General features: G+C 70.6%; 24 protein-coding genes. 19 read left to right on the top strand and 5 right to left on the bottom strand.

All coding sequences use genetic code 11. The features are described from left to right. On the bottom strand, window positions 1-1212 hold the full coding sequence (locus tag PZB77_RS10720; RefSeq protein WP_275492344.1) for a pyridoxal phosphate-dependent aminotransferase: 1212 nt from the start codon (window positions 1210-1212) through the stop codon (window positions 1-3). Between the two features lie 316 nt (window positions 1213-1528). Here PZB77_RS10720 and PZB77_RS10715 point away from each other — a divergent pair, with 316 nt between their 5' ends. After that, on the top strand, window positions 1529-1855 hold the full coding sequence (locus tag PZB77_RS10715; protein ID WP_275492343.1) for a hypothetical protein: 327 nt from the start codon (window positions 1529-1531) through the stop codon (window positions 1853-1855). A gap of 331 nt (window positions 1856-2186) precedes the next feature. Next, window positions 2187-3113, top strand: coding sequence for a serine protease (locus PZB77_RS10710; RefSeq protein ID WP_275492342.1), 927 nt, complete (start codon window positions 2187-2189; stop codon window positions 3111-3113). A 48-nt stretch (window positions 3114-3161) separates the two neighbouring features. Here PZB77_RS10710 and PZB77_RS10705 read toward each other — a convergent pair whose 3' ends face one another. Beyond that, window positions 3162-4778, bottom strand: a complete 1617-nt coding sequence (locus PZB77_RS10705; protein WP_275492341.1) for a D-aminoacylase — start codon at window positions 4776-4778, stop codon at window positions 3162-3164. 51 nt (window positions 4779-4829) lie between these two features. Further along, window positions 4830-6185, bottom strand: coding sequence for an amino acid deaminase (locus tag PZB77_RS10700; RefSeq protein WP_275492340.1), 1356 nt, complete (start codon window positions 6183-6185; stop codon window positions 4830-4832). 154 nt (window positions 6186-6339) lie between these two features. Here PZB77_RS10700 and PZB77_RS10695 point away from each other — a divergent pair, with 154 nt between their 5' ends. Genes PZB77_RS10695 through PZB77_RS10685 form a run of 3 tightly spaced genes read left to right on the top strand, consistent with a single transcriptional unit; the run spans window position 6340 to window position 8680 of the window. Further along, window positions 6340-7434 (top strand): sugar kinase, encoded by a 1095-nt coding sequence (locus tag PZB77_RS10695; protein WP_275492339.1) that lies wholly within the window; start codon window positions 6340-6342, stop codon window positions 7432-7434. Beyond that, window positions 7431-8273 carry an IclR family transcriptional regulator gene (locus PZB77_RS10690; RefSeq protein ID WP_275492338.1) on the top strand — a complete coding sequence of 281 codons (843 nt, stop codon included), beginning with the start codon at window positions 7431-7433 and terminating at the stop codon, window positions 8271-8273. The genes PZB77_RS10695 and PZB77_RS10690 overlap by 4 nt, the downstream gene beginning before the upstream one ends. Beyond that, window positions 8270-8680, top strand: coding sequence for a RidA family protein (locus PZB77_RS10685; protein ID WP_275492337.1), 411 nt, complete (start codon window positions 8270-8272; stop codon window positions 8678-8680). The genes PZB77_RS10690 and PZB77_RS10685 overlap by 4 nt, the downstream gene beginning before the upstream one ends. 112 nt (window positions 8681-8792) lie before the next feature. On the opposite strand, the gene PZB77_RS10680 is transcribed toward PZB77_RS10685, so the two are convergent. Further along, window positions 8793-10526 (bottom strand): glycoside hydrolase family 18 protein, encoded by a 1734-nt coding sequence (locus PZB77_RS10680; protein WP_343299859.1) that lies wholly within the window; start codon window positions 10524-10526, stop codon window positions 8793-8795. An 889-nt stretch (window positions 10527-11415) separates the two neighbouring features. Here PZB77_RS10680 and PZB77_RS10675 point away from each other — a divergent pair. From PZB77_RS10675 to PZB77_RS10610, 14 genes are all read left to right on the top strand, one after another. Then, complete coding sequence (locus PZB77_RS10675; RefSeq protein ID WP_275492336.1) at window positions 11416-12282, top strand: hypothetical protein; 867 nt, start codon at window positions 11416-11418, stop codon at window positions 12280-12282. A gap of 105 nt (window positions 12283-12387) precedes the next feature. Further along, a complete protein-coding gene (gene cpaB / locus PZB77_RS10670; RefSeq protein WP_275492335.1) occupies window positions 12388-13095 on the top strand; it encodes a Flp pilus assembly protein CpaB in 708 nt (235 codons plus the stop codon). A gap of 6 nt (window positions 13096-13101) precedes the next feature. After that, the gene (locus PZB77_RS10665) at window positions 13102-14385 is read left to right on the top strand and encodes an AAA family ATPase (protein ID WP_275492334.1); all 1284 of its coding nucleotides are present in this window, start codon (window positions 13102-13104) and stop codon (window positions 14383-14385) included. Window positions 14386-14643: 258 nt separating this feature from the next. Beyond that, on the top strand, window positions 14644-15015 hold the full coding sequence (locus PZB77_RS10660; RefSeq protein WP_275492333.1) for a TadE family protein: 372 nt from the start codon (window positions 14644-14646) through the stop codon (window positions 15013-15015). A gap of 105 nt (window positions 15016-15120) precedes the next feature. Further along, window positions 15121-15618: a TadE/TadG family type IV pilus assembly protein gene (locus tag PZB77_RS10655; protein WP_343299858.1), complete on the top strand. Its 498-nt coding sequence runs from the start codon at window positions 15121-15123 to the stop codon at window positions 15616-15618. A 69-nt stretch (window positions 15619-15687) separates the two neighbouring features. Then, window positions 15688-17025, top strand: a complete 1338-nt coding sequence (locus PZB77_RS10650; protein ID WP_275492332.1) for a CpaF family protein — start codon at window positions 15688-15690, stop codon at window positions 17023-17025. An 11-nt stretch (window positions 17026-17036) separates the two neighbouring features. Continuing rightward, on the top strand, window positions 17037-17969 hold the full coding sequence (locus tag PZB77_RS10645) for a type II secretion system F family protein (RefSeq protein WP_275492331.1): 933 nt from the start codon (window positions 17037-17039) through the stop codon (window positions 17967-17969). Between the two features lie 13 nt (window positions 17970-17982). Beyond that, a complete protein-coding gene (locus PZB77_RS10640; RefSeq protein ID WP_275492330.1) occupies window positions 17983-18870 on the top strand; it encodes a DUF5936 domain-containing protein in 888 nt (295 codons plus the stop codon). A gap of 110 nt (window positions 18871-18980) precedes the next feature. Continuing rightward, entirely contained in the window at window positions 18981-20309 is a 1329-nt protein-coding gene (locus PZB77_RS10635) for a histidine kinase (protein ID WP_275496002.1), read from the top strand. After that, complete coding sequence (locus PZB77_RS10630; protein ID WP_275492329.1) at window positions 20282-21295, top strand: response regulator; 1014 nt, start codon at window positions 20282-20284, stop codon at window positions 21293-21295. Before PZB77_RS10635 ends, PZB77_RS10630 begins: the two co-directional genes overlap by 28 nt. A 255-nt stretch (window positions 21296-21550) precedes the next feature. Next, window positions 21551-21781 carry a hypothetical protein gene (locus PZB77_RS10625; RefSeq protein ID WP_275492328.1) on the top strand — a complete coding sequence of 77 codons (231 nt, stop codon included), beginning with the start codon at window positions 21551-21553 and terminating at the stop codon, window positions 21779-21781. Then, on the top strand, window positions 21781-22389 hold the full coding sequence (locus tag PZB77_RS10620) for a pilus assembly protein TadG-related protein (protein WP_275496001.1): 609 nt from the start codon (window positions 21781-21783) through the stop codon (window positions 22387-22389). Before PZB77_RS10625 ends, PZB77_RS10620 begins: the two co-directional genes overlap by 1 nt. Before the next feature lie 29 nt (window positions 22390-22418). Continuing rightward, complete coding sequence (locus tag PZB77_RS10615; protein ID WP_275492327.1) at window positions 22419-23030, top strand: hypothetical protein; 612 nt, start codon at window positions 22419-22421, stop codon at window positions 23028-23030. Between the two features lie 71 nt (window positions 23031-23101). Then, window positions 23102-23689, top strand: coding sequence for an OmpA family protein (locus PZB77_RS10610; RefSeq protein WP_275496000.1), 588 nt, complete (start codon window positions 23102-23104; stop codon window positions 23687-23689). 98 nt (window positions 23690-23787) lie between these two features. On the opposite strand, the gene PZB77_RS10605 is transcribed toward PZB77_RS10610, so the two are convergent. Continuing rightward, window positions 23788-24279, bottom strand: coding sequence for a hypothetical protein (locus PZB77_RS10605; protein WP_275492326.1), 492 nt, complete (start codon window positions 24277-24279; stop codon window positions 23788-23790). Window positions 24280-24514 lie beyond the last annotated feature (235 nt).

Genomic DNA, 24514 nt, shown 5'->3' with positions numbered 1-24514 from the left:
TCACGGCTGGCTGTAGCCGTCCAGGAAGTGCGCGATCCGGGTCACGGCGTCGCGCAGCTCCTCCACCGGGGGCAGCGTGACCACCCGGAAGTGGTCGGGGTCCGGCCAGTTGAACCCGGTGCCCTGCACCACCATGATCTTCTCGGCCCGCAGGAGGTCCAGCACCATCTGCCGATCGTCCTTGATCTTGTAGACCTTCGGATCGAGCCGGGGGAAGAGATAGAGGGCGCCCTTCGGCTTCACGCAGCTCACCCCGGGGATCTGCGTCAGCAGGTCGTACGCCACGTCGCGCTGCTCCAGGATCCGGCCGCCCGGCAGCACCAGATCGTCGATCGACTGCCGGCCGCCGAGCGCCGCCGCCACCGCGTGCTGCGCGGGCATGTTGGCGCAGAGCCGCATGTTGGCGAGGACGGTGAGCCCTTCGATGTACGAGGAGGCGTGCTCCTTCGGCCCGCAGACCGCCAGCCACCCGGAGCGGTATCCGGCCACCCGGTAGTTCTTGGACAGGCCGTTGAAGGTCAGGACCAGCAGGTCGGGGGCGATCGCGGCGGTCGGCGTGTGGGTGGCGCCGTCGTAGAGGATGCGGTCGTAGATCTCGTCCGAACAGACCACCAGGCTGTGGCGCCGTGCGATCTCCGTCAGTCCGCGCAGCATCTCGTCGTCGTAGACGGCGCCCGTCGGGTTGTTCGGGTTGATGATCACGATGGCCTTGGTGCGGTCCGTGATCTTCCGCTCGATGTCGGCGAGGTCCGGCATCCAGTCGGCCTGCTCGTCGCAGCGGTAGTGCACCGCCGTCCCTCCCGCCAGCGAGACCGAAGCGGTCCAGAGCGGGTAGTCGGGGGCCGGTACGAGGACCTCGTCGCCGTCGTCGAGCAGCGCCTGCATCGACATCTGGATCAGCTCGGAGACGCCGTTGCCGAGGTAGACGTCCTCGACCTCCAGGGGGATGCCCTTGGTCTGGTAGTGCTGCATCACGCCCCGGCGCGCGGACAGCAGGCCCTTCGCGTCGCCGTACCCGTGCGCCCCGGCGAGGTTGCGCAGGATGTCTTCGAGGATCTCGGGCGGGCACTCGAAACCGAACGCCGCCGGGTTGCCCGTGTTGAGCTTGAGGATGCGGTGACCGGCCGTTTCCAGCCGCATCGCCTCCTCCAGCACGGGGCCTCTGATCTCGTAGCAGACGTTCGCGAGCTTCGTGGACTGGATGACCTGCATGTCCGCGAGCTTACGGCCGTGTTTCCCGGCGTGCCCGGAGTTCCCGCCCGACGGTCTCCTCCGGGCTGCGCCGACCGGCGGGTGCGGCTTCCATCGCCATGCCGCCGGGCGGGTGAGCCGTGGGAACCTCTGGTCGGCCCCCTGGTGCGGCTTGGAATACGGGCATACACCGACGCAGCGGGTGAGATGTGCCACGCGAGGCCCGTCCGCCGAACGCGCATACGGTCAGTCGGGGTGCCTCCCCGCACGTTCCGGGGTACCTCAGAAGTCGCTCAATTCCCGCCCGCGAGCGTCGGCCGGGGAGAAGAGTACGGACATGAGCCTCTTCAGCGAGAAACACCTCGCCGTCCTCGTCCTGCGGGACGCCCCCGCCATCGGCGACGCACTGCGCGCGGAACTGGCGGCGGCACCGGCGGCCGACCGGCCGGGCCTGGAGCGGGCCCTCGCTCTCGTCGGTCGCTACGCCGACCGGCCCGAGCACGAGCTCCGGGCCCGGTGGGTCCGTGAGCGGCTCACGGCGGTCGGGTACGAGGGAGCGGCCGACTCCACCGAGGCGATCGGGGTGCTGCGCCGGGCCGAGCCGGCCCTCTCGCTCCTCCAGGCCGTCACCTACGCCCGGGAGGCGGCGGCGGCCGAGGCCTGAAACGGCCGGGCCGAGCGGCCTCGGGCGGCGGCCTCCCCCACGGCTGCGCCGAGGGCCGCCCCGGGGGTTCGCGGGCTCCCGGGTGGGCCATGCTCGCCCACGGCCGGGCCCCGAGTGGGCCACGCTCGCCCGGGGCCCGGCCGCAGCCGTCGGCCCGCAGCCGGTGCCGGCCCCGCGCCGCTCCCCGCGCGCGGCTGGTTTTCGCCCCTTGTGGGGGCTCGACCCCGTACGTGAGCATGCTCATGCCAAGGCCGGAAGATCTCCGGCCACGCGTGTGCGTGCCCACCGACCCCGGTGCGCCCGCGCACCAGGTCATCGGAGGGGACCCCCCATGAGAAAGCCTCTCGTCGCCGCGCTTCTGAGCGCCCTGCTCCTCGGAGCCGGTACGGTGCCCGCCGTAGCCGCCTCCGGCTCCGGGGCGCACACCGCCTCGTCCACGGCTGCTCCGGCGTCGGCCGGCAAGTCCGCGGCGTCCGCCGGACGGTCCGTCGCTCCCGCTCCCGCTCCCGCCCCCGCCGGAGTGCGGGCGGTCGGCTTCGCCGGCACCGTGGCGCTGAGCAACTGCTCCGGCTCCGTCGTCCGTACCCCCACCGCGCTGCCCACCGACCCCGCGCTGGTCCTCTCCAACGGCCACTGCCTGGAGACGGGCTTCCCGGCCGCCGGACAGGTGCTGGTGAACCGCGCCTCCACCCGTTCCTTCACCCTGCTCAACGCGGCCGGGACCGGCGTCGGCACCCTGCGCGCCAGCAAGATCGCGTACGGCACGATGACCGACACCGACATCTCGCTCTACCAACTCACCCGCACCTACGCCCAGATAGAGAGCAGCTACGGCATCAAGGCCCTGGAGCTCTCCGCCACCCACCCGGTGGCGGGCACCGCGATCACCGTCGCGTCGGGGTACTGGAAGCGGACCTACACCTGCGCCGTCGACGGCTTCGTCTACCGCCTCAAGGAGGGCGCGTGGACCTGGAAGGACTCGGTCCGCTACACCTCCGCCTGCCAGACCATCGGCGGCACGTCCGGCTCCCCGGTGATCGACAACGCGACCGGCAAGGTGATCGCCGTCAACAACACCGGTAACGAGGACGGGCAGCGGTGCACGGACAACAACCCGTGCGAGGTCGACGCCAACGGCACGGTCACCGTGCGCAAGGGCATCAACTACGCCCAGCAGACGTACGGCATCGTGCCCTGCGTCGGTCCCGGCAGCGTGATCGACCTGAACCGCAGCGGCTGCGCCCTGCCCAAGCCGTAACGCCCGCGGCACGGACGGAGCCGACCCGGGGGCCTTCGGGCGCCCGGGTCAGCGCGCGGTCGAGCGGACCGAACGGCCCGCCAGCACCTGGGTCCTGCGGCCGTCCTCGATGACGAACCGGCCGTCGATCAGCACGTGCGGGATGCCCACCGGCAGGGTGCGGGGCGCCTCGAAGGTCGCCCCCGCCGCCACCGTCGCCGGGTCGAAGAGGACGAGATCGGCCCGGTACCCGGCGCGGACCAGCCCCCGGTCGGTCAGCCGCAGCCGGGCGGCCGGGCGGGAGGTGAGGTGGGCCACGCACTCCTCCAGCGGGAGGACCCCCAACTCCCGGGCGTACCGGCCGAGGTAGTGCGGGAAGGTGCCGTAGGCGCGCGGGTGCGGCTTGTCGCCCCGCAGGATGCCGTCGCTGCCGCCGGTGTGCGAGCGGTGGCGCATGATCCGCCGGACGTTCTCCTCGTGCCCCACGTGCTGGAGGATCGTGGTGCCGAGACGGTCCTCGGTGAGCAGCCGCCGCGCGACCGTCCACGGCTCCTCGCCCCGCTCCCGCGCCGAGGCGGCGACCGTATGGCCCACGTACCCGGCCAGCGCCCCCACGGTGACCCCGGATATCTCGATGGTGTCCCAGTCGATCGGCACCCCGTGGCAGCCGTCCGAGCCGGTGACCTCCAGGTCGTGGCGTATCCGCCCGGCGGCGCCGGGGTCCGCGAGCCGCGCCAGGACCGCCGCCGGGCCGCCCTCGCCCGCCCAGCTCGGCACCATCGCCACCAGGGTGGTGCAGCCGGGGGTGTACGGGTACGAGTCCAGGGAGATGTCGGCGCCCTCGTCCAGCGCCCGGTCGAGCAGGTCGAGCAGCTCCGGGGCGCGGCCCTCGTTCACGCCGAAGTTCATGGTGGCGTGGGCGAGATGGAGCGCGCACCCCGCCTTCCGGGTCAGCCGCACCATCTCCCCGTACGCCTCCAGCGCACCGGCTCCGTACGAGCGGTGGTGCGGGCAGTAGTAGCCGCCGTGCTCGGCCACCACCCGGCAGAGCTCGGTGAGTTCGGCGTCGTCCGCGTACATCCCCGGGGTGTACGTCAGGCCCGACGACATGCCCACCGCGCCCTCCCGCATGCCCTGCGCGACCAGCAGGCGCATCCGGTCCAGCTCGGCTCCGGTGGCGGGACGGTCCTCCCAGCCCACCGCGTACATGCGGACCGTGCCCTGCGGGACGAGGTAGGCGGCGTTGACGGCGATGCCCCGGCCACCGAAGTTCCCGTCGAGGCGGTCGAGGTACTCGCCGACCGTCCGCCAGTCCAGGTCGAGGTCACCGCCGTCGCCGTTCCAGCCGGCGATGGTGCGCCGCACCTCGGCCAGCGTGCGGTCGTCGACGGGGGCGTACGAGAGTCCGTCCTGGCCCAGCACTTCGAGGGTGACACCCTGCGCCGCCTTGGCGCTGTGGTCGGGGTCGCGGAGGAGCGCCAGGTCGCTGTGGGCGTGCATGTCGATGAAACCGGGGGAGAGCGCGAGGCCGTCCGCCTCCAGGGTGCGGCGGGCCGTCGGGCGCCGTCCCGGGGCACCCTCCGGGTGGATCGCGGAGATCCGGCCGCCGTCGACGGCGACGTCCGCCCGGTAGGACGGGGCGCCACTGCCGTCGACGACGCGCGCGTCACGGATGACGAGGTCCATGGGGGCCTCCGGGGCCTGGGGAGAGTGCGGTTCGGGTGGGGGCGGGCCGGCTCAGAAGAAGGTGCGCAGGTACTCCACCACCGCGCCGTCCTCCCGGACGACCGGGATGAGCTGCCACTTGTCGAAGGATGTGCAGGGGTGCGAGAGCCCCAGGCCGACCCAGTCGCCGACCTCCAGCGCGGTCCCCGGCTCGGTGGCCAGCCAGCCGTGCTGGTCGGAGAGGCCGGTGACGGTGATCCCGGTCGCGGGCCGCAGCGCACCGTCCCGGGCCGAACGGACCACCTGCGCCTCGGGGAGATGGAGGTCGTACGCCGCGTCCCGCTTGCCCGCGTTGACGAACGCCTGGCCCTCGGCGGGACGCGAGACGACCTGCGTCCACAGCCGAAACGCGGCCCGCAACTCACCCTCCTCCGGCACCCGGTTGAAGGGCGTCAGCGTGCGGTAGTGACCGTCGTCGTGCGAGACGTACGCCCCCGATCGCAACAACCTGCAGACCGGCAGGCTCAGTTCAGGGATCTGTGCGAACGCCTCCGCAACCGCGTCGAACCAGGCGCTGCCGCCCGCGCTCACCAGGATCTCCTCGCCCCCGGAGAGCCCAGCGAACCGGCCCGCCCGGTCGAACTCCACGGCCAGCGCGACGAGTCGGCGCAGCCAGGCGCCCACCCGCTCGGGAGTCGCCCCCGGCACCTCGCCCTCGTAGCCGGCGACCCCGACCAGTCGCAGCGTGGACACGGCGGCGACCGCGTCCGCGACCACCGCGCACTCCGCCTCCGTACGGAGACCGGTGCGGGCGCCCTCGCCCGCACCCAGCTCCACCACCACGTCGAGCGCCCGACGGGCCCCCGCCGCGCGCAGCGCCTCGTCCATCAACTCGACGCCACGCACCGAGTCGACGTAGCAGACGCAGGTGAACTCCGGGTCCGCGTCCAGCTCGCCGGAGATCCAGGCGAGCGCGACGGGGTCCACCACCTCGTTGGCGAGGAAGATCCGCCGGATGCCGTGGTCGCGGTAGACGCGGGCCTGGTGCGGGACGGCGGCGGTGATCCCCCAGGCGCCGTGGCGCAGTTGGCGGGCGAAGAGCTGCGGCGACATGGACGTCTTGCCGTGCGGCGCGAACGCCAGGCCGTGCCGCACGGTGTACGTCTCCAGCAGCGCGAGGTTGGCGTCGAGGGACTCGGCGGAGAGCGTCAGCAGCGGCGTCGTGAACCCGCCGGAGAAGAGCGGCCGGGCCTCGGCGGCCAGCGCGCCCACCGTGAGCCCTTCGGCGTCCGGCGGCAGGCCCTTGAAGCGGGAGTCGATCCGCTCGTCGGCGAGCACGGCCGCACACCGCTCCGCGACCGCCACCGCGTCCCCGGCCGGACCCGCGGACCTCGTGTTCCCGCTCCCGGCTGTCCCTTCGGCTGCCATGCGCACTCCCTCCCTGTGGCGTTGCATCCTGTGCAACGCTCATTGCGTATGTCGCTCCAGGCTGTCTAACATCCGAGCCGATGCCGGGTCAACGACGAGCCGGCGAGGAGCGACGCCCCGCCGAGGGGTGACGAGCGACGAGCGAGGAGCCCAGGTGCGCGGAACCGGAGCGGAGCCGCCGGGCGGGAGTGCGGGCGCCCCCGAGGTCGTCTGCCTTGGCGAGTCGATGGTGACCTTCCTGCCCACCCGGCCCGGCCGCCTCGCCGACGTACCCGCCTTCCTGCGGGGCATCGGCGGCGCCGAGTCCAACGTCGCCTGCGCGCTGGCCGGAGCCGGACACCGGGCGGCCTGGGTCAGCCGGGTCGGGGCCGACGGCTTCGGCGACCACCTCGTCGACACCATCTCCGGACACGGGGTCGACACCTCCGCCGTGCACCGGGACCCCGACCGGCCCACCGGCGTCTACTTCCGCACCGCCGCCGACCGCGCGGAGGGCGCCCACGAGGTCGCCTACTACCGGGCCGGTTCCGCCGCCTCCGCGATGTCCCCCCGGAACGCCCCGTACGACGCCCTCTTCGCCGGCCGGGTCCTCCACCTCTCCGGCATCACCGCAGCCCTCTCCGACGACTGCCTCGCCCTGCTGCGCACCCTCACCGCCGAGCGCCCCCGACGGCCGCTGATCTCCTTCGACGTCAACCACCGCCCCCGCCTCTGGCGCGGCCACCCCGCCGGGCCGGGGGTCCTGCGCGACCTCGCACGCGGCGCCGACGTGGTCTTCGTCGGCGAGGACGAGGCGGCGGAGGCCTGGGGCGTGCACGGACCCGAGGCGATCCGCGCCGCCCTGCCGGAGCCCTCCGTCCTCGTGGTCAAACGAGGCGCGCACGGGGCGACCGTCCTCGCCCGCCCCGAGGGCACCCCGCCCGGCCCCGGCACGGACCGGGCCACCACGGCCCCGGCCCTCCGCGTGGACGTCGTCGCCGCCGTCGGAGCGGGTGACGCCTTCGCGGCGGGCTTCCTCTCCGCGACCCTGCGCGCCCTGCCCGTACGCGACCGGATCCGGCACGGCCACCTGATGGCCGCCGCCGTCCTCACCGTCCCCGGCGACCTCACCCGCCCCCCGGCCCGCGCCCACGCCGACCGGCTCGCCGCGCTCGACGACGACGCCTGGCGCGGCGTCCGACTCGGGCCCGGATGGACGTCACCCACGAGCGGACCCGTCGCCCCCCCGGCGGAAGGAGTCTCCGGATGAGCCAGACCGTCGACCGCGCGCTCAGCATCCTGCCGCTGCTCGCCGAGGGCCCCGCCGACCTGGGCGGCGTCGCCGACCGCCTCGGCGTCCACAAGTCCACCGCGCTGCGCCTGTTGCGCACCCTGCGCGAGCACGGGCTCGTCTACCGCCAGGAGGACCAGCGCTACCGGCTCGGCGCCCGCCTCTTCGCCCTCGCCCAGGAGGCCGTCGAGAACCTCGACGTGCGCGAGATCGCCCACCCGCACCTCGTGGAGTTCAACGAGCGGTGCGGCCACACCGTCCACCTCGCGGTGTACGAGGAGGGCGAGGTCCTCTACATCGACAAGGTCGACAGCCGCTACCCGGTCCGGATGTACTCGCGCATCGGCAAGACCGTCGCCATGTCCGTCGCCGCCGTCGCCAAGCTGCTCCTCGCCGACCTCCCGGAGCCGGAGCGCCGGGCCGTCGCCGAACGGCTCGACTACCCGGCGTACACGCCCCGTTCGACCCCGAACGCCGCAGCCTTCCTCCGGGAACTCGCCACCGTCCGCGAGCAGGGCTGGGCCACCGACCTCGGCGGCCACGAGGAGTCCATCAACTGCGTCGGAGCCCCGATCCACGGCGCGGACGGCCGGGTGGTCGCCGCGATGTCGGTCTCCGCGCCCAACGTCGTGGTGGCGGCCGAGGAACTGCTCGCCCTGCTGCCACCCCTGCTCCGCACCGCCGACGCCATCAGCCGGGAGTACTCGGGCACCGCCGTGCCCGCCCTGCCCCCGCGATCCGCCGCCCCCCGCACGCCCGGCACCTCCCCGTCGAACCACGAAACCCCGCATCCCGCACCGTCGAAGGACACTCCATGACCGAGAAGACCGCCCTCACCCCCAGCACCCACACCACCCCGCCCGCGAAGTTCTCGCACGGCGTGAAGAAGGGGAACATCCTCCAGGTCGCCGGCCAGGTCGGCTTCCTCCCGGCGGTGGCGGGCCAGGCACCGACCCCGGCGGGCCCCACCCTGCGCGAGCAGACCCTCCAGACGTTCGCCAACGTCAAGGCGATCCTGGAGGAGGGCGGTGCCGGCTGGGACGACGTGATGATGATGCGCGTCTACCTCACGGACGTGGACCACTTCGCCGAGATGAACGAAATCTACAACGCGTACTTCGAGGAGCAGGGCCTCACGGCCCCGGCCGCCGCGCGGACCACGGTCTACGTCGGCCTGCCCAGGGGCCTGCTCATCGAGATCGACGCGCTCGCCGTACTCGGCTGAGCCTCGCGCCCTCCCGCTTCCCCGTCCTGGACACGCGTGAGGCGCCACCGGGGGAGCGGTGGCGCCTCACGTGCGTGCGGCCGGGCGTTTCGCGGCGGCTAACGCACCCTTGTTACGGCAGGGCGTGGACGTGCGCGCCCACCGCGCTGGACCACGCGTTGCCCGCGGTGGCGTCCCAGTTGGTGGACCAGGTCATCGCGCCGCGCAGCGCCGGGTAGGTCTTGGCAGGCTTGAACGTTCCGCAGCCGGTGCCCTTCGTGAGGCAGTCCAGGGCGGCGTTCACGACCGACGGGGCGACGTAACCGCTGCCCGCGCCCCGGGTCGAGGCCGGGACTCCGAGACCGACCTGCGAGGCGTCGAGGCCGCCCTCCAGCTGGATGCAGGCGAGGGCGGTGAGGAAGTCCACCGTGCCCTGCGAGTAGACCTTGCCGTCGCAGCCGAGCATCGAACCGCTGTTGTAGTACTGCATGTTGACGACGGTCAGGATGTCCTTGACGTTGAGCGCCGTCTTGAAGTACTCGCCGGACGTCGACTGCATGTCGATGGTCTGCGGCGCCATCGTGAGGACCAGGCCGCTGCCCGCCTTGGCCGACAGCGAGCGCAACGCCTTCGTCATGTAGGTGGAGTTGAGGCCGTTCTCCAGGTCGATGTCGACCCCGTTGAAGCCGTAGGTCTGCATCAGTGAGTAGACCGAGTCGGCGAACGCGGTGGCGGAGGCGTCGCTGTTGACCGCGACCGCGCCCTTCTCACCGCCGACCGAGATGATGACGTTCTTCCCGGCGGCCTGCTTCGCCTTGATGTCGGCCTTGAACTGGTCGACGGTGTAGCCGTTCAGTCCGGCCGAGTCCAGGGTGAAGGAGACGGCACCCGGCGTGGACGTGGCGTCCGCGAAGGAGACCGCGATGATGTCGTAGGCGGCGGGTACGTCGCTGAGCTTCTGGACGGTCGCACCGTTGTTGAAGTTCTGCCAGTAGCCGGTGACCGCGTGCTTCGGCACCGAGGTCGACGGGTTGGGGTTGGTCGTCCCCGAGGTCGACGTACGGGCGCTGACGGTCGACGACTTGACCGACTCACCCGCCGCGTTGGTGGCGCTCACCGCGAAGGTGTAGGCAGTGTCGGCGGAGAGTCCGGAGACCGTCGCCGAGGTGCCGGTCGAGGTGGTGGCCTTCACGCCGTCCCGGTACACCGTGTAGCCGGTGGCCCCGGAGACGGAGTTCCAGGTGAGCGAGACGGAGGACGAGGTCTTCGTCCCCGCGGTCAGGCCGGCGGGGGCGGCCGGCACCTGCGGGGCGGGCTCCTGGCCGCCACCCCCGCCGTCCGGACCGGTGACCGAGAGGTCGTCCGCGTAGTAGGCCGACTGGCCGTACCAGCCGTGGGTGTAGACGGTGACGGAGGTGGTGGAGGCGCCCGTCTTGAAGCTCGTGGCGAGCTGCGTCCAGGCGGAGGCGCCCGGGGTCCAGGTGGAGACGTCCGTGGTGCCGGTGCCGCTCACGCCCAGGTAGACGTAACTGCCCTGCACCCAGGAGGAGAGCGCGTACGTCGAGTTGGGCTTGACGGCGACGGTCTGGCTGCACTGCGCGTTGTCCAGGCCCGCGGGTGTCGCCTTGAGCGCGGAGGTTCCGCCGTGCACCGGTGAGGAGACGGTGGCCCCGCTGCCGGTCGAACAGGTCCAGTTGGCGAGGCCCGACTCGAAGCCCGCGTTCTTGGCCACGTTGATGTCGGCGGCCTCCGCGTTGCTCACCAGACCGGTGAGGGTCAGCGCGCCCGCCGCGACGACGGCCATGGCGGCGCCGAGCACGGGACGGGTGTACGGCTTTCGGTGCCTTCTGCCTGCGGTGGGTTCCACTGCATCCTCCGGGGGGAGTCGGGGTGGTGGCGGGGGTGCGCCGGGGATCCGAACGGTGCTGCGCGAGAGGTCGCCGCGGGGGGAACGGCGAGAGGCGGTGGCCACCGCTGGCCGATAAACTGGTCCAGACCAATCAAGTTGTCAAGACCTCTGATGCCGATTCACTCGTCCTGGCGTTTTTGATGCCCTGGTGACGGTGCCTCGTTTGTCCGGTTCGATGGCGTCCGGATGCGGGGCGCGGGGCAGCTCCGTCGGCTGCACGCGCGGGACCGAGGAGAGGCCGTGCGCGCGTGTGCCGACCCGGTGAGGCGCCAAAAGTCCCTGATCATCGTCCTGTTGCCGGACGGTCGGTCCGATGCCACCGCCCGGCCGGACGGCGCCCGCCGTCGCCCCCTCGAACCTGCTGGGGGCGGCTGCCGTGCGGACGGGTCCCGTCCTCGGGGTCCCGCAGCGTCGGGCGTGCCGGTCGAGCGGGTCGGTCACCCGGATAAAATGGCCTGTACGCGCAGGGGTTGACGGGCACGCCGACGGGCATCATGCGGACGCACGGGGGAGCGGGTGGCGTCGATGAGTTCTCGTACTCGACAAATGCGGGACGCGAGGACGGGCGGCGAATCGCGAAACACCGGCGTCCCCACAAGATCGGCCGATTGCCGAATGGCTGGGAAGGGGCCGGATAAACCTCCTGGACGCCCTGAATTCAACGGCGGCCGGGCGGCGCGGATATGGGCCGGGCAGCAACGCCGCGTTACCTCCTTCCGTCTCCGTATTGATTCCTGAAGACGGTTTCCCGCCTGGTGGGACGTGACTACAGTGCTGTCGGAGAACCACGGACAGGAGCGATTGCGGTCGGCGGCGCGACGCCGACCGGAGCCGAACGGGGAACAGCGTGCCGATCGCCATTGCAGTAACCAGCGCTGACCTGGTGCTACCACCGACCGACCAGCAGACACCGACCGCCGCCCTGCTGCACGCACCGCAGGAGCAGGCGCTGGAACTCGCCGTCGGCGACATCCACCTCCTGCTGGAGCAGCACGGATACGTGATCGCCGTGTACCCGTCCTCCCTGCCGGCCGCCCACGAGCGCAGGCTGTACGCCATCCGTTCCGTCCTGGAGAGCGACCGGATCGCCCTCGTCCGGGTCGACCTCCCGCCGCTCGGTCTCGCCGTCCTCGTACGGCAGTTGCGCCAGCTCTCCATCTGCGACTTCAGCCCCGGCGTGGTCGCCTCCGCCGTCCGGCTGCTCGCCCACTACATCCACGCCGGAGCGCTGCTGAACTCCGTCGCCAAGCTGGACCGCTTCCCGGTCAGCCTCAAGGAGCACGCCAAGTCCTGGGTCCCGGGCGCACAGTTCGCCGCGCTGACCGGCCCCCGTGCGCGTCTGGTCAAAGTGCGCCCGACGATGGAGCCGCTGCCCGGACCGGATTTCGGGACCCACCTGCTGATCGCCAAGGGCCAGGCGCCCCAGGAATGGGTCACCGAACGGCTGGCCCCGGACTGGAAGGTCCAGGCCATTCACGAGGCCGCCCTCCCCGCCGAGTCGGTCCGCTGGTGGGGCACCTCGAAGCTGGTGGAATTCGCCTCCTACCTCCCCGACATCTCCGTGCTCTACCAACTGGTGGCGTCGGTGCGGCGGGAGAATTGCCACTGGTGCGGCATGGAACTCATCGGAGACCGTTGCGGGTTCTGCTCGTCCCCGCTCGTACCGCCCGAGAACCGCGCGCACACCTCGGTGGTCCTCGCCCGTGAGCGGTAACGACCGCTGCCGGGGACGCCCGCCCCACGCCGGGCACACCGCACCGCGCACCCCCGCCCCTGTCCGCAGCACCACGCATCCGATCCGAACGAGGTTGTCCGGCCCATGAACTCCCGCCAGCGCCGTGGCGTCATACTCCTGCTCCTGTCGGTCCTGTGCGCCTTCGGTGCCTTCGCCGGGGTGCTGTCCGTGATCAGTGACGTCAACTCGAAGGTCGGACCCGAGGTCACCGCGTACCAGCTCAAGGTCAACGTCGCGCCCTACACGGCGCTGGAGAACCGCCAGTTCGAAAAGGTCTCGATGCCCGAGCGGTGGCTGTCCGCCAACGCCGTGACCGACCTGCGCGAGGTGCAGGGCAAGATCGCGGTCACCAAGCTCCGCCAAGGCTCCCTGCTGCAGAGCGACATGATGGTGGCAAAGCCCGAACTCCGCGCGGGCGAGCAGGAGATCGCGATCATGATCGACGCGGCGACCGGCGTCGCCGGGAAGATCACCCCGGGCGCCACGGTGAACGTCTACGCGACCTTCGCCGGAGAACGCGAGGGAGACCCGGCGCAGTCGAAGGTCATCGTCGCCAACGCCAAGGTGCTCGAAGTCGGCAAGCTCACCGCGCTGGAGCCGGACCGCAGCAACAACTCCTTCCAGATGACCCAGGCGGTGCCCATCACCTTCGCCCTCAACACGCTGGACACCCAGCGCATCGCGTACGCCGAGTCCTTCGCGGAGCACGTACGGCTGGCGCTCGTCGCCCCCGGCAGCGACGGAACGATCCGTCCGGGCGACCGCACCTACCAGCTCGACAAGGACAAGTGAGGGCGGATGACCATCAGGATCCTCCCGGCCGTCGGGGACATCGACGCGGCCCGGTCCGTCACCACCCTGCTCAGCCAACTGCCCGACGCCGAACCGGCCACCCCCGTCGGCGACTCCACCCAGCTCATCGACACCCTTGCCCGGCTGGCGGGCGAGGCCTTCGACGAACTGCCCGAGGTCGTGCTCGTCCACGAGCGGATCGGCCCGGTGCCCGCCCTGGAACTGATCAGGGAGGTCTCCCTGCGCTTCCCGGCCGTGGGTGTCGTCCTGATCACCGCGGACGCCAGCCCCGCGCTCTTCGCGGCCGCCATGGACTCCGGCGCCCGCGGCATCGTCACGCTCCCGCTCGGCTACGAGGAACTGGTCAACCGGATCCAGGCGGCGGCCCAGTGGGCGTCCGGCGTACGGCGCCACCTCACCGCGGGCAACGAGGTCTTCACCGGACCCGGCGGCATGGTCGTCACCCTCACCGGCGCCAAGGGCGGCGTCGGCTGCACCACCGCCGCCGTCCAGCTCGCCCTGGCGGCACAGGCGTCCGGCAACACCGTCGCCCTCGTCGACATGGACCTGCAGACCGGCGACATCGCCTCCTACCTCGACGTGCAGTTCCGCCGGTCGATCGTCGACCTCGCACTGGTCTCCGAGATATCGCCCCGCGTCCTCACCGACGCCGTCTTCTCCCACTCCTCGGGCCTCTCCCTGCTCCTCGCCCCCGGTGAGGGGGAGCGCGGCGAGGAAGTCAGCGACCGGTCGGCCCGCCAGATCGTCAGCGCCCTGCGCTCCCGGTACGAGGTGGTCGTCGTCGACGGCGGCAGCCAGATGAACGGCGCCAACGCGGCGGCGGTCGAGATGGCCGACGTGGCCGTCCTGGTGACGACCCCCGACGTCGTCGCGGTGCGCGGCGCCAAACGCGTCGTACGGATGTGGGACCGCCTGCAGATCCGCAAGGCGGAGGAGACCCTCACCGTCGTCAACCGCTACACCCGGAGCACGGAGATCCAGCCGCCGCTGATCCAGAAGATCACCGGAACCCGCATCGCCAACACGGCCGTCCCCGCCAACTTCAAGGAACTCCAGGGAGTCGTCGACGCCGGCCGGCTCCACGAGCTCGACGCCAAGAGCACGGTCAAGCAGGCGCTGTGGGGTCTGGCCGGCGAAATCGGGATCGTCAAACCCCGGGCAGGGGAGAAGAAGAACGGCAAGGTGCGCAACGACCAGGGCCCGATCCCGGGCACGCGCGGACGGCGCGGCGACGGCACGGGCCGAGGACGGACCGAGGGGACACGTTGACCGATGACCACGACGCTGACGTACGACATACGGGGGAGGCGCCCCGACGCCTCCTTCCGGGCGGGGCCGGGCGGACCACCCGCCTCTGAGCCGACCGTGTCCGGGCCGAGTGCTGCGGGGGGCTGTGCTGCGGGGGCCTGTGCTGGGAGGGCCTGCGCTGCGGGGGCCTGTGCTGGGAGGGCCTGCGCTGCCGGGTCGTGTGCCGCCGGGGCAGCTGGTGCGGCAGCGAGGGCCCCGGGTGCCGGCTGCCGGGGGCGGGTGCGCCGGAGCGGCCGCGACAGCGGGCAGACCGCGATCGAGTTCCTGGGCATGACCCCGTTCATCATCCTGATCATGCTCGTGCTGTGGGAACTCGCCCTCGTCGGTTACACCTTCGTCCTCGCCGGGAACGCCGCCGACGAGGGAGCGCGGGCCGGCGCGGGGGCGGAATTCGGCCAGAGCGCGGCGTGCCGTCGGGCAGCGCGGGAGGACATGCCCGACGCCTGGGAGGAGAACGCGAGCTACAGCTGCCGCGGTGGCTCGTCCCTCTACAGGACGACGGTCACCCTCAAGGTCCCCGTACTGGTCCCCGGCCTCTTCGACCTCGACGTCTCCATCGCCGGGGACGCCGCCTCGCCGCAGGAGGGCTGAGCGATGACGACCCGGATGCCTGTCCCCGGCCGGATCTCTGTCCCGACCCGGATGTCCGTCCCTCGCCGGATGCCTGTCCCGACCCGCATGTCCGTCCCTCGCCGGATGCCTGTCCCGACCTTGACCCCGGCCGTGATGACGGTGGCGGCCCCGGACGTGACGCCTGCCCCGGTCCCCGGCCTGTTGCCGACTCCGGGCCCGGCCCCGAGGCCGGTGCCGACCCCGGGCCGGCCGTGTGCCCGAACGCCCGCCCGGCGTGACCGCGGCCAGGTCGCCATCGAGTACCTCGGCTTCCTCCCGCTGCTGCTCCTGGTCGGCATGCTCGCCGTCCAGCTCGGCCTCGCCGCGTACGCCGCCAACCAGGCGGGAACCGCCGCACGGGTCGCGGCCCGCAGCGCCGGTCAGGACTTCCCCCGGGGGGACCCCGCCCAGGACGGCCGCGACGCCATCAGCGACTGGCTCACGGACGGCGACGAGTTCGACATCAACCTCTCCGGCGGGGAGCGAGAGGTCACCGCCACCGTACGGATCAAGGTTCCGAGCGTGGTGCCCGGGATCGACTGGTCCTGGGCCGAACGGAGCGCCACCTTCCCCCGGGGCTGAGCCTCCTCCACCTCCACCGCCGTCCCTGCCCGCAGCACCGCCCGGAAAGCCAGAGAGAGAGTCACGCACATGAGTCTGCGGGCACGCATCACCACTCCCGAGGAGAACGGCGGTGCACGCGAGGACGGCCACATGGTCGCCCTCTACCGGGCCAAGCTCCTGGAGGAGATCGACCTCGCGGAGATGTCCTCGCTGGCCGCCGCCGACCGGCGCGTCCGGCTGGAGCGGGTACTCGGCCACATCATCAGCCGGGAGGGCCCCGTCCTCTCGACGCAGGAGCGCTCCCAGCTCATCCGCCGCGTCGTCGACGAAGCCCTCGGCCTCGGCATCCTGGAACCGCTGCTCGAGGACGCCTCCATCACCGAGATCATGGTCAACGGCCCCGACCAGGTCTTCGTCGAGCGCAGCGGCAAGGTCGAGCAACTGCCGATGCGGTTCGGATCGCACGAGCAACTGATGCAGACCATCGAGCGCATCGTCTCCACCGTCAACCGCCGGGTGGACGAGTCCAACCCCATGGTCGACGCCCGCCTCCCCAGCGGCGAGCGCGTCAACGTGATCATCCCGCCGCTCTCGCTCACCGGCGCGACGCTCACCATCCGCCGCTTCCCCCGCTCGTTCACCCTCCACGAGATGATCGGCTTCGGCTCGCTCGACGAGCAGATGCTGGTGCTGCTCGCCGGTTTCGTCCAGGCCAAGCTCAACATCATCGTCTCCGGCGCCACCGGCACCGGGAAGACGACCCTGCTCAACGCGCTCTCCGGGCTGATCCCGAACAACGAGCGCATCGTCACCATCGAGGACTCGGCGGAACTCCAGCTCCAGCAGAACCACGTGATCCGGCTGGAATCCCGCCCCGCCAACGTGGAGGGCAAGGGGCAGATCACCATCCGCGACCTGGTGCGCAACTCCCTGCGCATGCGGCCCGACCGCATCGTCGTCGGTGAGGTCCGCGGTGGCGAATCCCTCGACATGCTCCAGGCGATGTCCACCGGCCACGACGGCTCGCTCGCCACCGTCCACGCCAACAACGCCGAGGACGCGCTGATGCGCCTCCAGACCCTCGCCTCGATGTCCGAGATCAAGATCCCGTTCGAGGCGCTGCACGACCAGATCAACAGCGCCGTCGACATCATCGTCCAGCTGACCCGGCACGCCGACGGCACCCGCAAGATCACGGAGATCGCCGCGCTGGACTCGCACGGCCGCGACCCGTACCGCATCGTGAGCGTCGCACGCTTCCACGCACAACCGATGGCCGCGGACGGCAGGATCTACGGCCAGTTCCAGTACTTCCCGCTGCCCCGCCGCATCGCCGACCGCCTCTACATGGCCAGTCAGCCCATCCCGCAGGCCTTCGGCGTCGCCGCGCACTCCGACCAGCTCGCCATCCGAGAGGCCATGTAGGTACCCCCGCCATGAACTATCTCCCTCTGATCACGGTCGGCGTGACGCTGCTCTGCGGCGTACTCGGCGTCTGGGGCCTGTACGCCTACACCGGTGGCAAGGCGGACCGCGACGCCCTCGTCGACCGGCTCTCGTACACCGGTCACCTGCCGCCCCAGACCCGCCGCTTCGCCGGGCTGGACCGAAGGCTGCGCACGACCAAGCTCGGCCGGAGCCTCGAACGCAAACTCGGTGCCACGGGCCTGGAGATCACCCCGGGCGAGTTCTTCGTCTACGCGATCGCGGCGATGGCCATCCTCTGGGCCGTCGCGTCGTCGATGCTGGCCGCCTTCTTCGGCCCCGTTGCCGCGCTGATCGGACTGTGGGCGACCAACGCGTTCCTCAACTGGCAGCGGACCAAGCGCACCGAGCGCTTCATCAACCAACTCCCGGAGCTGAGCCGCATTCTCGCCAACGCGACCCAGGCGGGACTGGCCCTGCGGACCTCGCTCGCGATGGCGGCGGAGGAGCTGGAGAACCCCGCGGGGGAGGAGCTCGCGAGAGTCGCGCGCCGTCTCGCCGTCGGAGAGTCCCTGGACGACGCACTCAGCGAACTGACCGACCGCTTGCCCTCCCGGGAACTTGCCGTGCTGATCAGTACGTTGGTCCTCTCCAACCGAGCCGGCGGTACCGTCGTCAGTTCCCTGCGCAACCTCACCGAGACGCTGGAGGAACGCAAGGAGACGAGGCGTGAGGTCAAGACGCAGCTCTCCCAGGTCACCGTCACCGCCTACGCGGTTCCCGTCTTCGGGCTCGGGTCGATGCTGCTGATGAACGCGGTGATGCCGGGAGCCCTGGACCGCATGACCGGAGCCTTTCTCGGCCAGGCCGCCGTGGTGGTCTCCATCGCCCTGTACACGATCGGATTCGTCGTGATCCGTCGTATGTCCCGCATCGACGTCTGAGGGAGGAACGAACATGGACCTGCTGCTCGCCGTGGGCATGGGAATCGCCGTCTACGGCATTCTCTACGGCTACCGGATGTACCGCGCCGACGCCAAGCTCCCCACCGATCTCGCCCTCGCCCTCGAAGTCGGTGCGACGCGCACCAGCGCGGTCGGCTCGGGCATCGACCGGCTCGGCATGCGCTGGGCTCCCGCTGTCCTGCGCATGATGGGTACCAAGGCGGTCAACAAGAAGCGCCGGCAGATCGACATGGCCGGCAACCCCGGCGGCCTCACCATCGACCGCTACGCAGCCCGTCGCGCGGTCTACGGCGCGCTCGGCCTTCTCGGTGCCCTCGCCATGCTGATGCGCGGGCAGCTCTTCTTCGCCCTGCTGATGATCGGCTTCGGTCTCTTCTGGGTGGAGGCAGGCATCTGGTCGGCGGTGCGGGCCCGCCGCGAACACATCGAACGCACGCTCCCGGACTTTCTCGACGTGCTTGCCGTGGTCGTTTCCGCCGGTCTCGGCTTCCGGCAGGCGCTGGGCCGGGTAGCAGAGAAGTACGAGGGGCCCTGGGCCGACGAACTCCGCATCACACTGCGTCAGATGGACATGGGTGTCAGCCGACGCCAGGCGTTCGACGAACTGCGCAAGCGCAACGACTCCGAGCAGGTGGCCATGTTCGTCACCGCCCTCCAGCAGGGGGAGGAGCTAGGCGCTCCGATCGTCGACACGCTGATCCAGATCGCCAATGACATGCGGCGCACCGACGCGCAGAACGCCCGCCGAAAAGCCGCCCGAGCAGTCCCCAAGGCGACCTTCGCGGTGACGACGTTCCTCCTGCCGGGGACGCTCGTACTGCTGACGGTCGGGTTCATCTACGGTGCCGATGTCGACTTCGGCTTTGTGACCGGCGGATGAGATGAGTGCGGGTGACGGGGACGAGTGGGAAGGGAGGTGGAGCGGTGTTCCGTGAACGGGTGGCACGGTGGCGGTTCTGGGTCCGTGAGACGACCCCCGGTGCGGACGAGGTGCAGTCGAAACCGGCGCTGGCCATTCAAGTCAACGCTCTTCAAGCCATGTGCCGCCAGGTCTTCGGATTTCGGCTGGCGATGATCACCGTCGCCACCCCCTTCGCCATCGGCAACACAGCACCTGGCGCGGCCACATGGCTCATCGGCGCTGCGATCCTCGTCACCTTCATGGGGTCGTACGCACTCTTCCGCGACTGGGAACGCTTTGGCCCGCAACTGCTGCGACACCGCTGGATTCTCGGTATCGACGTCTGTCTCGGAGCCCTGCTCCTGATCACCGCCACCCCCGATTCGACCCTCGCCTACGTGACCGTGTGTACGCCCCTGCTGGCGGGCCTCGTCTACGGCTGGAGAGGTGCCGCAGTGTTTGCGGCGGTACAAATCGTGATCGTCCTCGGTGTGTACAACACCGTCCCCGGCCTTGGCGGCGGCGACGCCACGGTTCTGCTCCTTCCGGGCTTCTGCGTGATCGCAGGCGCCGTCGGCGTCACCCTTCGCAATCTTCTCCTCCGCTTCGGGATGGCCAGCCAAGCGCTCGCGGAGGCCAGAGGTCGCCTCGCCATCAATGAAGCGGTAATGGGGGAGCGCAGCCGACTTGCGAGAGAGATGCACGACTCCGTGGCGAAAACTCTGCACGGGCTCGCGCTGGCTGCCGAGGGCCTTGCCGGTTCGGCCGGTCGGGCGGACCCCCTCACCGTTCGGCGTCAGGCCGAGCTCGTCGCGCGATCCGCCCGCAGGGCAGCTGCGGAGTCGCGCGAACTTCTCACCGATCTGCGCAGGGAGTCAGGCCTGGACGGTGGAGTGGATGTTCTTACCGAATTGCGCCAGCGAGCATGCGAATTCGAGACCAGGCATGGCGTCTCCACGGTTTTTCGGTCCTACGGAGCGGTCCATGTGCCCCCTGTGCCGCATGTGGTCGCACGCCAACTGCTGACCGTCGTCTCGGAAGCCATGGAGAACGCGCACCGACATGCGAGCGCCAGCCATGTCGTCGTCCTGGTCGGGTTGAAGGGCGATGTCCTGCGCATCAGCGTCTATGACGACGGCCAGGGTCTGCCGGCCGGCACCACGCTCGACGGACTCCGCCGAGGTGGTCATTTCGGTCTGGTCGGCATGGTCGAGCGTGCGGCGTCGATCGGTGCGCGGATACGGATCGGTAGGGGCAGGGCGGAACGAGGCACCGAGGTACGCCTCGATCTTCCGCTCGCTGCATCAGGCGTCGACGCCACGGCGTCGGCGGCCGCGGTGGAGACTGCCGTCCACACCGTCACACGCAGAGCGAGAAAGGAGGCCGCAGCATGCCGGACGACGACACACGATCGATGAGGCCGCATTGGTCAGGGCCCACAGCGGACGCCAGAGAGCGCGTGACTGACCCGTATGCCCTTGAGGGCACCGCCGCGGGAGGGAGGGCGACACCAGAAGCGCCGCAGTCTCCGCTGCCCCCGTTTGCACACGCCCCCGCGACCGTCCCACTGAGGGTGGTCGTTGCCGACGACAACCCTGTGGTCCGCGCAGGGCTCGGAGCACTTCTGTCCGGGCGGGCGGACATCGACGTGGTGGCTGAGGCGTCGGACGGTCGGCAAGCGTGGGACATGGCGCATCTGCATCGGCCGGACGTCGTGCTGCTGGACGTTCGCATGCCCGGAGTCGACGGTCTCTCCGCACTGCCCCATCTGGTGCGAATCGCACCAGTGCTGATGCTGACGTACAGCCGCGAGAGCGAGATCGTCCGTGCAGCACTCCGGCTGGGTGCTAGCGGCTACTTGGTGCACGGGGAGTTCACCGCCGACGAGCTCGTACGTGCGGTTCGCGACACGAAGGACGGCCGCGCCCACTTCACCACCACCGCCGCGGACGCGCTGCTTGCCCACATGCGCCAGGACGCACCGATGCGCCACAATCCACTCCCGGACGGTCTGGGCGCCCGCATGAGGGCGTACGACGTCGGTGCGCAGGCGGCAACCCACGTCGAGCGGCCCGGCTCAGGGGCACGCTCCTTCGAAACGGGGGAAGGGCTTTCGCAAGTGCAACCAGATGTGGGACAGTCGTGGTCGGTGAGGAGTGTCCAGCATCCGATCAACCTGGTTCAGCAGAAGCTGAGTTCGCGGGAGGTGGAAATCATGCAGCTCATTGCTTCTGGGATGAGCAATCAGCAAATCGCTGCCACCTGCTTCATCAGCGAGAAGACGGTGAAGAATCACATCAACCGGATCTTCACCAAACTGTCCAGCCGCACCCGCAGTGAGGCCATAGCCCGATGGCTCGGCACGGCGCCGGAGGCCGGTACCGACCTGGCCGGAGGACGGTAGGTATGGGTCTCGGCATCGGCAGAATGTCGGCGAGCGACTGGGCTCGGCGCGTCGCAATGCGCAACGAGTCTCTCCAGGGCGGTCATTGGGCCCGAAAGTGGGTCCTGGGGCCCTCTGGCAGTCGGATCTCCCAGTCGTATGTTTCTCACGTCGCGGACCGCACCGGCCAGGAGGAAGCCGGTGCTCGAAGCGGCATCACAGAGTCGTGCGAGTTGGCCGGTAAACGGCCGGCCGGACCAGGAGGGGACCACCACCATGTCGAACATCACCCTGAAGACCGCCGTCCGCGTCAATGGCTGGGCCAACACGACGGTCTCCGCGATCCAGAAGCGGTACACGGCGAAGGACCGGGGGCAGACGGCGTTCGAGTACCTGGGCATCATCCTGGTGGTCGTGGCGATCATCGGCGCGATCGTGGCGACCGGTATCGGCTCGGCGATCAGCACGAAGATCCGGAACCTGGTGGACTCGATTGTTACCCAGTGATGCGTCGCGATACTCGCCCCGATGCAGGGCAGGCCTTCCCCATCTACATCATGATGGTGGCGGGCCTGCTCTTCCTCGCGTTGGCCTTCTTCGCTGTCGGCAAGGCGTCTGCTCTTCGCAATGAGGCGCAGGGAGCGGCAGACGCCTCGGCGCTTGCGGCCGGGCAGTCCGCTCGAGAACAGTTCGAAGCTCCGTTCATAGAGGCTCTCTGGACCGACTCACTCGGGGTGTTCCTCGGAAGATCCCCCCTCATCGGCGGGTGCGCGGCAGCTCAGAGTCTGGCGTCCGACAACGACGCGACACTTACGAGCTGTGAACCCTCCGAGGGTGGGTTCCGTGACTCCATCACCACCAGGGTGGAAGGCACAGATGCGGTCGCGTCGTCTGTTCTGCCGGGGTCCGGTGACACCCACGCGACGAGGGAGGCAACCGCCATCGTTGAGTTCCGGTGCGAATGGACGTCGGTGGACCTCAACGAGGACGGCGTTCAGGACGTCTACTTCTTCACCTGCGACAACGGAAAGATGGCCGAGATTCGGCCAAGCAGCCCTCCGCTGTGGTCCAGCGTGAGCAAAATTCTCTTCGACGTGCACTTGGTCGACAGATGACAGCGAACGACGAGTAGAGGATTCGACCCATGAGCATTCGGCGCGCGATCACATCCCGAAGGGCGGTGGCTGTTGTTTCGGCTGCGGCGGCTCTCGTCCTCACACTCTCCGGATGCGGCGGTGATGACGGCGACGGGGCCGCTGAGGAGGGCGCTCCCCCGGTAACAGCATCCGCCACCCCGTCCTCGGAGGACAAAGGGGAGCAGCAGCAGGACACTGCTGCTGGTGAGGATGTGGACCCGAATGTGAAGCTCGCCGAGGCTCGGGGACGCGGACTGACTCTGGTGATCAATCAGGTAGTCCGCGACTCCGGCGGGTTCATGACGGTTCAGGGAGAGATCAAGAATGTGAGCGACAGGGTCCAGAACTCCAGCGGGTGGGCCGGAACGGAGCCTTCGGTCAGCGGAAGCAACCCGAACTCAGTCGCCGGCGCCACGTTGGTGGACAAGTCGGGGAAGAAGCGCTATTACGTTCTGCGGGACACGGAGAGTCGCTGCCTATGCACCACCGGTATCGCTCCGCTGGTAGAGGGCGCTTCCGTTCCTGTCTTCATGCAGTTCCCCGCCCCGCCCGCCACGACCACCGAGGTCGACTTCACCCTGCCCACCTTCGCCACCACGTCCCTCAAGATCTCCGGGTGAGTGCGCGGATGGCTGACATGCGGTTGACCCCAGCACGGCGCAGGCACTTCGCCATCCCCGTCGCCACGGTGATGCTGTTCGCCGGAGTGACCCTGTTCGGCGGCGCGCCCGCACTGGCCGACGACGGGCCCTCCGTGCCCCCCGGCACCGAGGCCACCTCCGAGGCCCCGGTGCCCCTCGACGACAACGATCCCGACCTCCGGATGCCCGAGGGTGGCACGCTCGCCCCCGGCAAGGTGCTCGACATCGTCCAGGTCGTCGAGGACATGGGGGGCGAGGAGCGGCGGGAGGACTCGAACCAGTCGATCAAGTTCGCGCTCCAGGCCGAGGTGCTCTTCGGCAAGGACAGTGCGACGCTCAGTCCGCAGGCGAACTCCCGGATCCAGGCGATCGCGGCCGAGATCAAGGCGCAGAACGCCACCCAGATCAGGGTCTTCGGCTTCACCGACAACCTCGGCTCCTCGGCCCACGGCGACGTGCTCTCCAAGCAGCGCGCGGAGGCCGTGCACGCGGTGCTCTCCAGGGAGCTCGGCGCCGAGGTCACCTTCGAGATCCGTGGGTACGGCGAGGAGTACCCGATCGCGGACAACGGCACCGAGGAAGGCCGGAAGAAGAACCGGCGCGTGGAGGTCTCCTTCCCGCGGGGCACCACTTCCTGAGTTCCCGGTAACGGGTTGCGGCGATACCCGGCTCACGACGCGTACGTGAGCCGGGCACCATCCCCGTGGCCCCGTGGCCCCGTGGCCCCGTGGCCCCCTCACCCCATCGCCCCTACCGGTGGCCCCGCGCCCGCCAGTCGTGGCCGCCCGTCCGTCCTCCGCTGCCGTGCCGGCCGTACGGGTGCGAGCGCGGCAGCGGCAGAATGTCGGCGCGGTCCTCCAGCAGCCGGTCCGCCGCGACGCCCACGGCCGCACCAGCGACGAACGAGACGGCCGGCATCAGGGCGCATGCCCTCGACCGCCATCAGCTCCCCGGAGACGGCGTAGCCGTAGCCGACGCCGACGAGCGGGGCCGGCCAGGCAGGTGTGAGGGGATACAGCACGCGGAATGCCCGGTGGTCGTCGGAGAGGAGCCGGGCCGCGACCAGTACGGCGAGGGCGGTGACGGCGAGACCGGGCAGACGCAACAGGCCCAGCCGCCCACCGAAGCGCTCCCGCAGCTCAGCGGTGCCGAGCGTCCCGTCCCGCGCCCGGTGGACCATGAGGTCCCGGGCCAGGTGGACGAGCGCTCCCGCCGTCCGGCTGCGCATCGGGGCGGGGAGCGGGCTGCCGCCCGCTCCACCCCGCCCGTTCCGGGCTCCCCGTGGTTCGGGCCCCGGTCGTCCTCCCGGCCGCTACCGCTCACGGTCCACCCCCTCCCGACGCGCGCTCGCCCCTCCGGGGTAGGCGGGGAGCGGCGCGCCGGCACGGGTCCCGGGCCCTCGTCCGAGGCCCATTCGGGAGGGCCGCGGGCGTTCGGGAAACGGCCCGGAAACAGACCTGTGT

Origin of the sequence: Streptomyces sp. AM 2-1-1 (assembly GCF_029167645.1) — a bacterium.
Classification (GTDB): domain Bacteria; phylum Actinomycetota; class Actinomycetes; order Streptomycetales; family Streptomycetaceae; genus Streptomyces.
The sequence above is the reverse complement of the archived record's forward strand: the minus strand, read 5'-3'. Positions and strand labels throughout refer to the sequence as shown.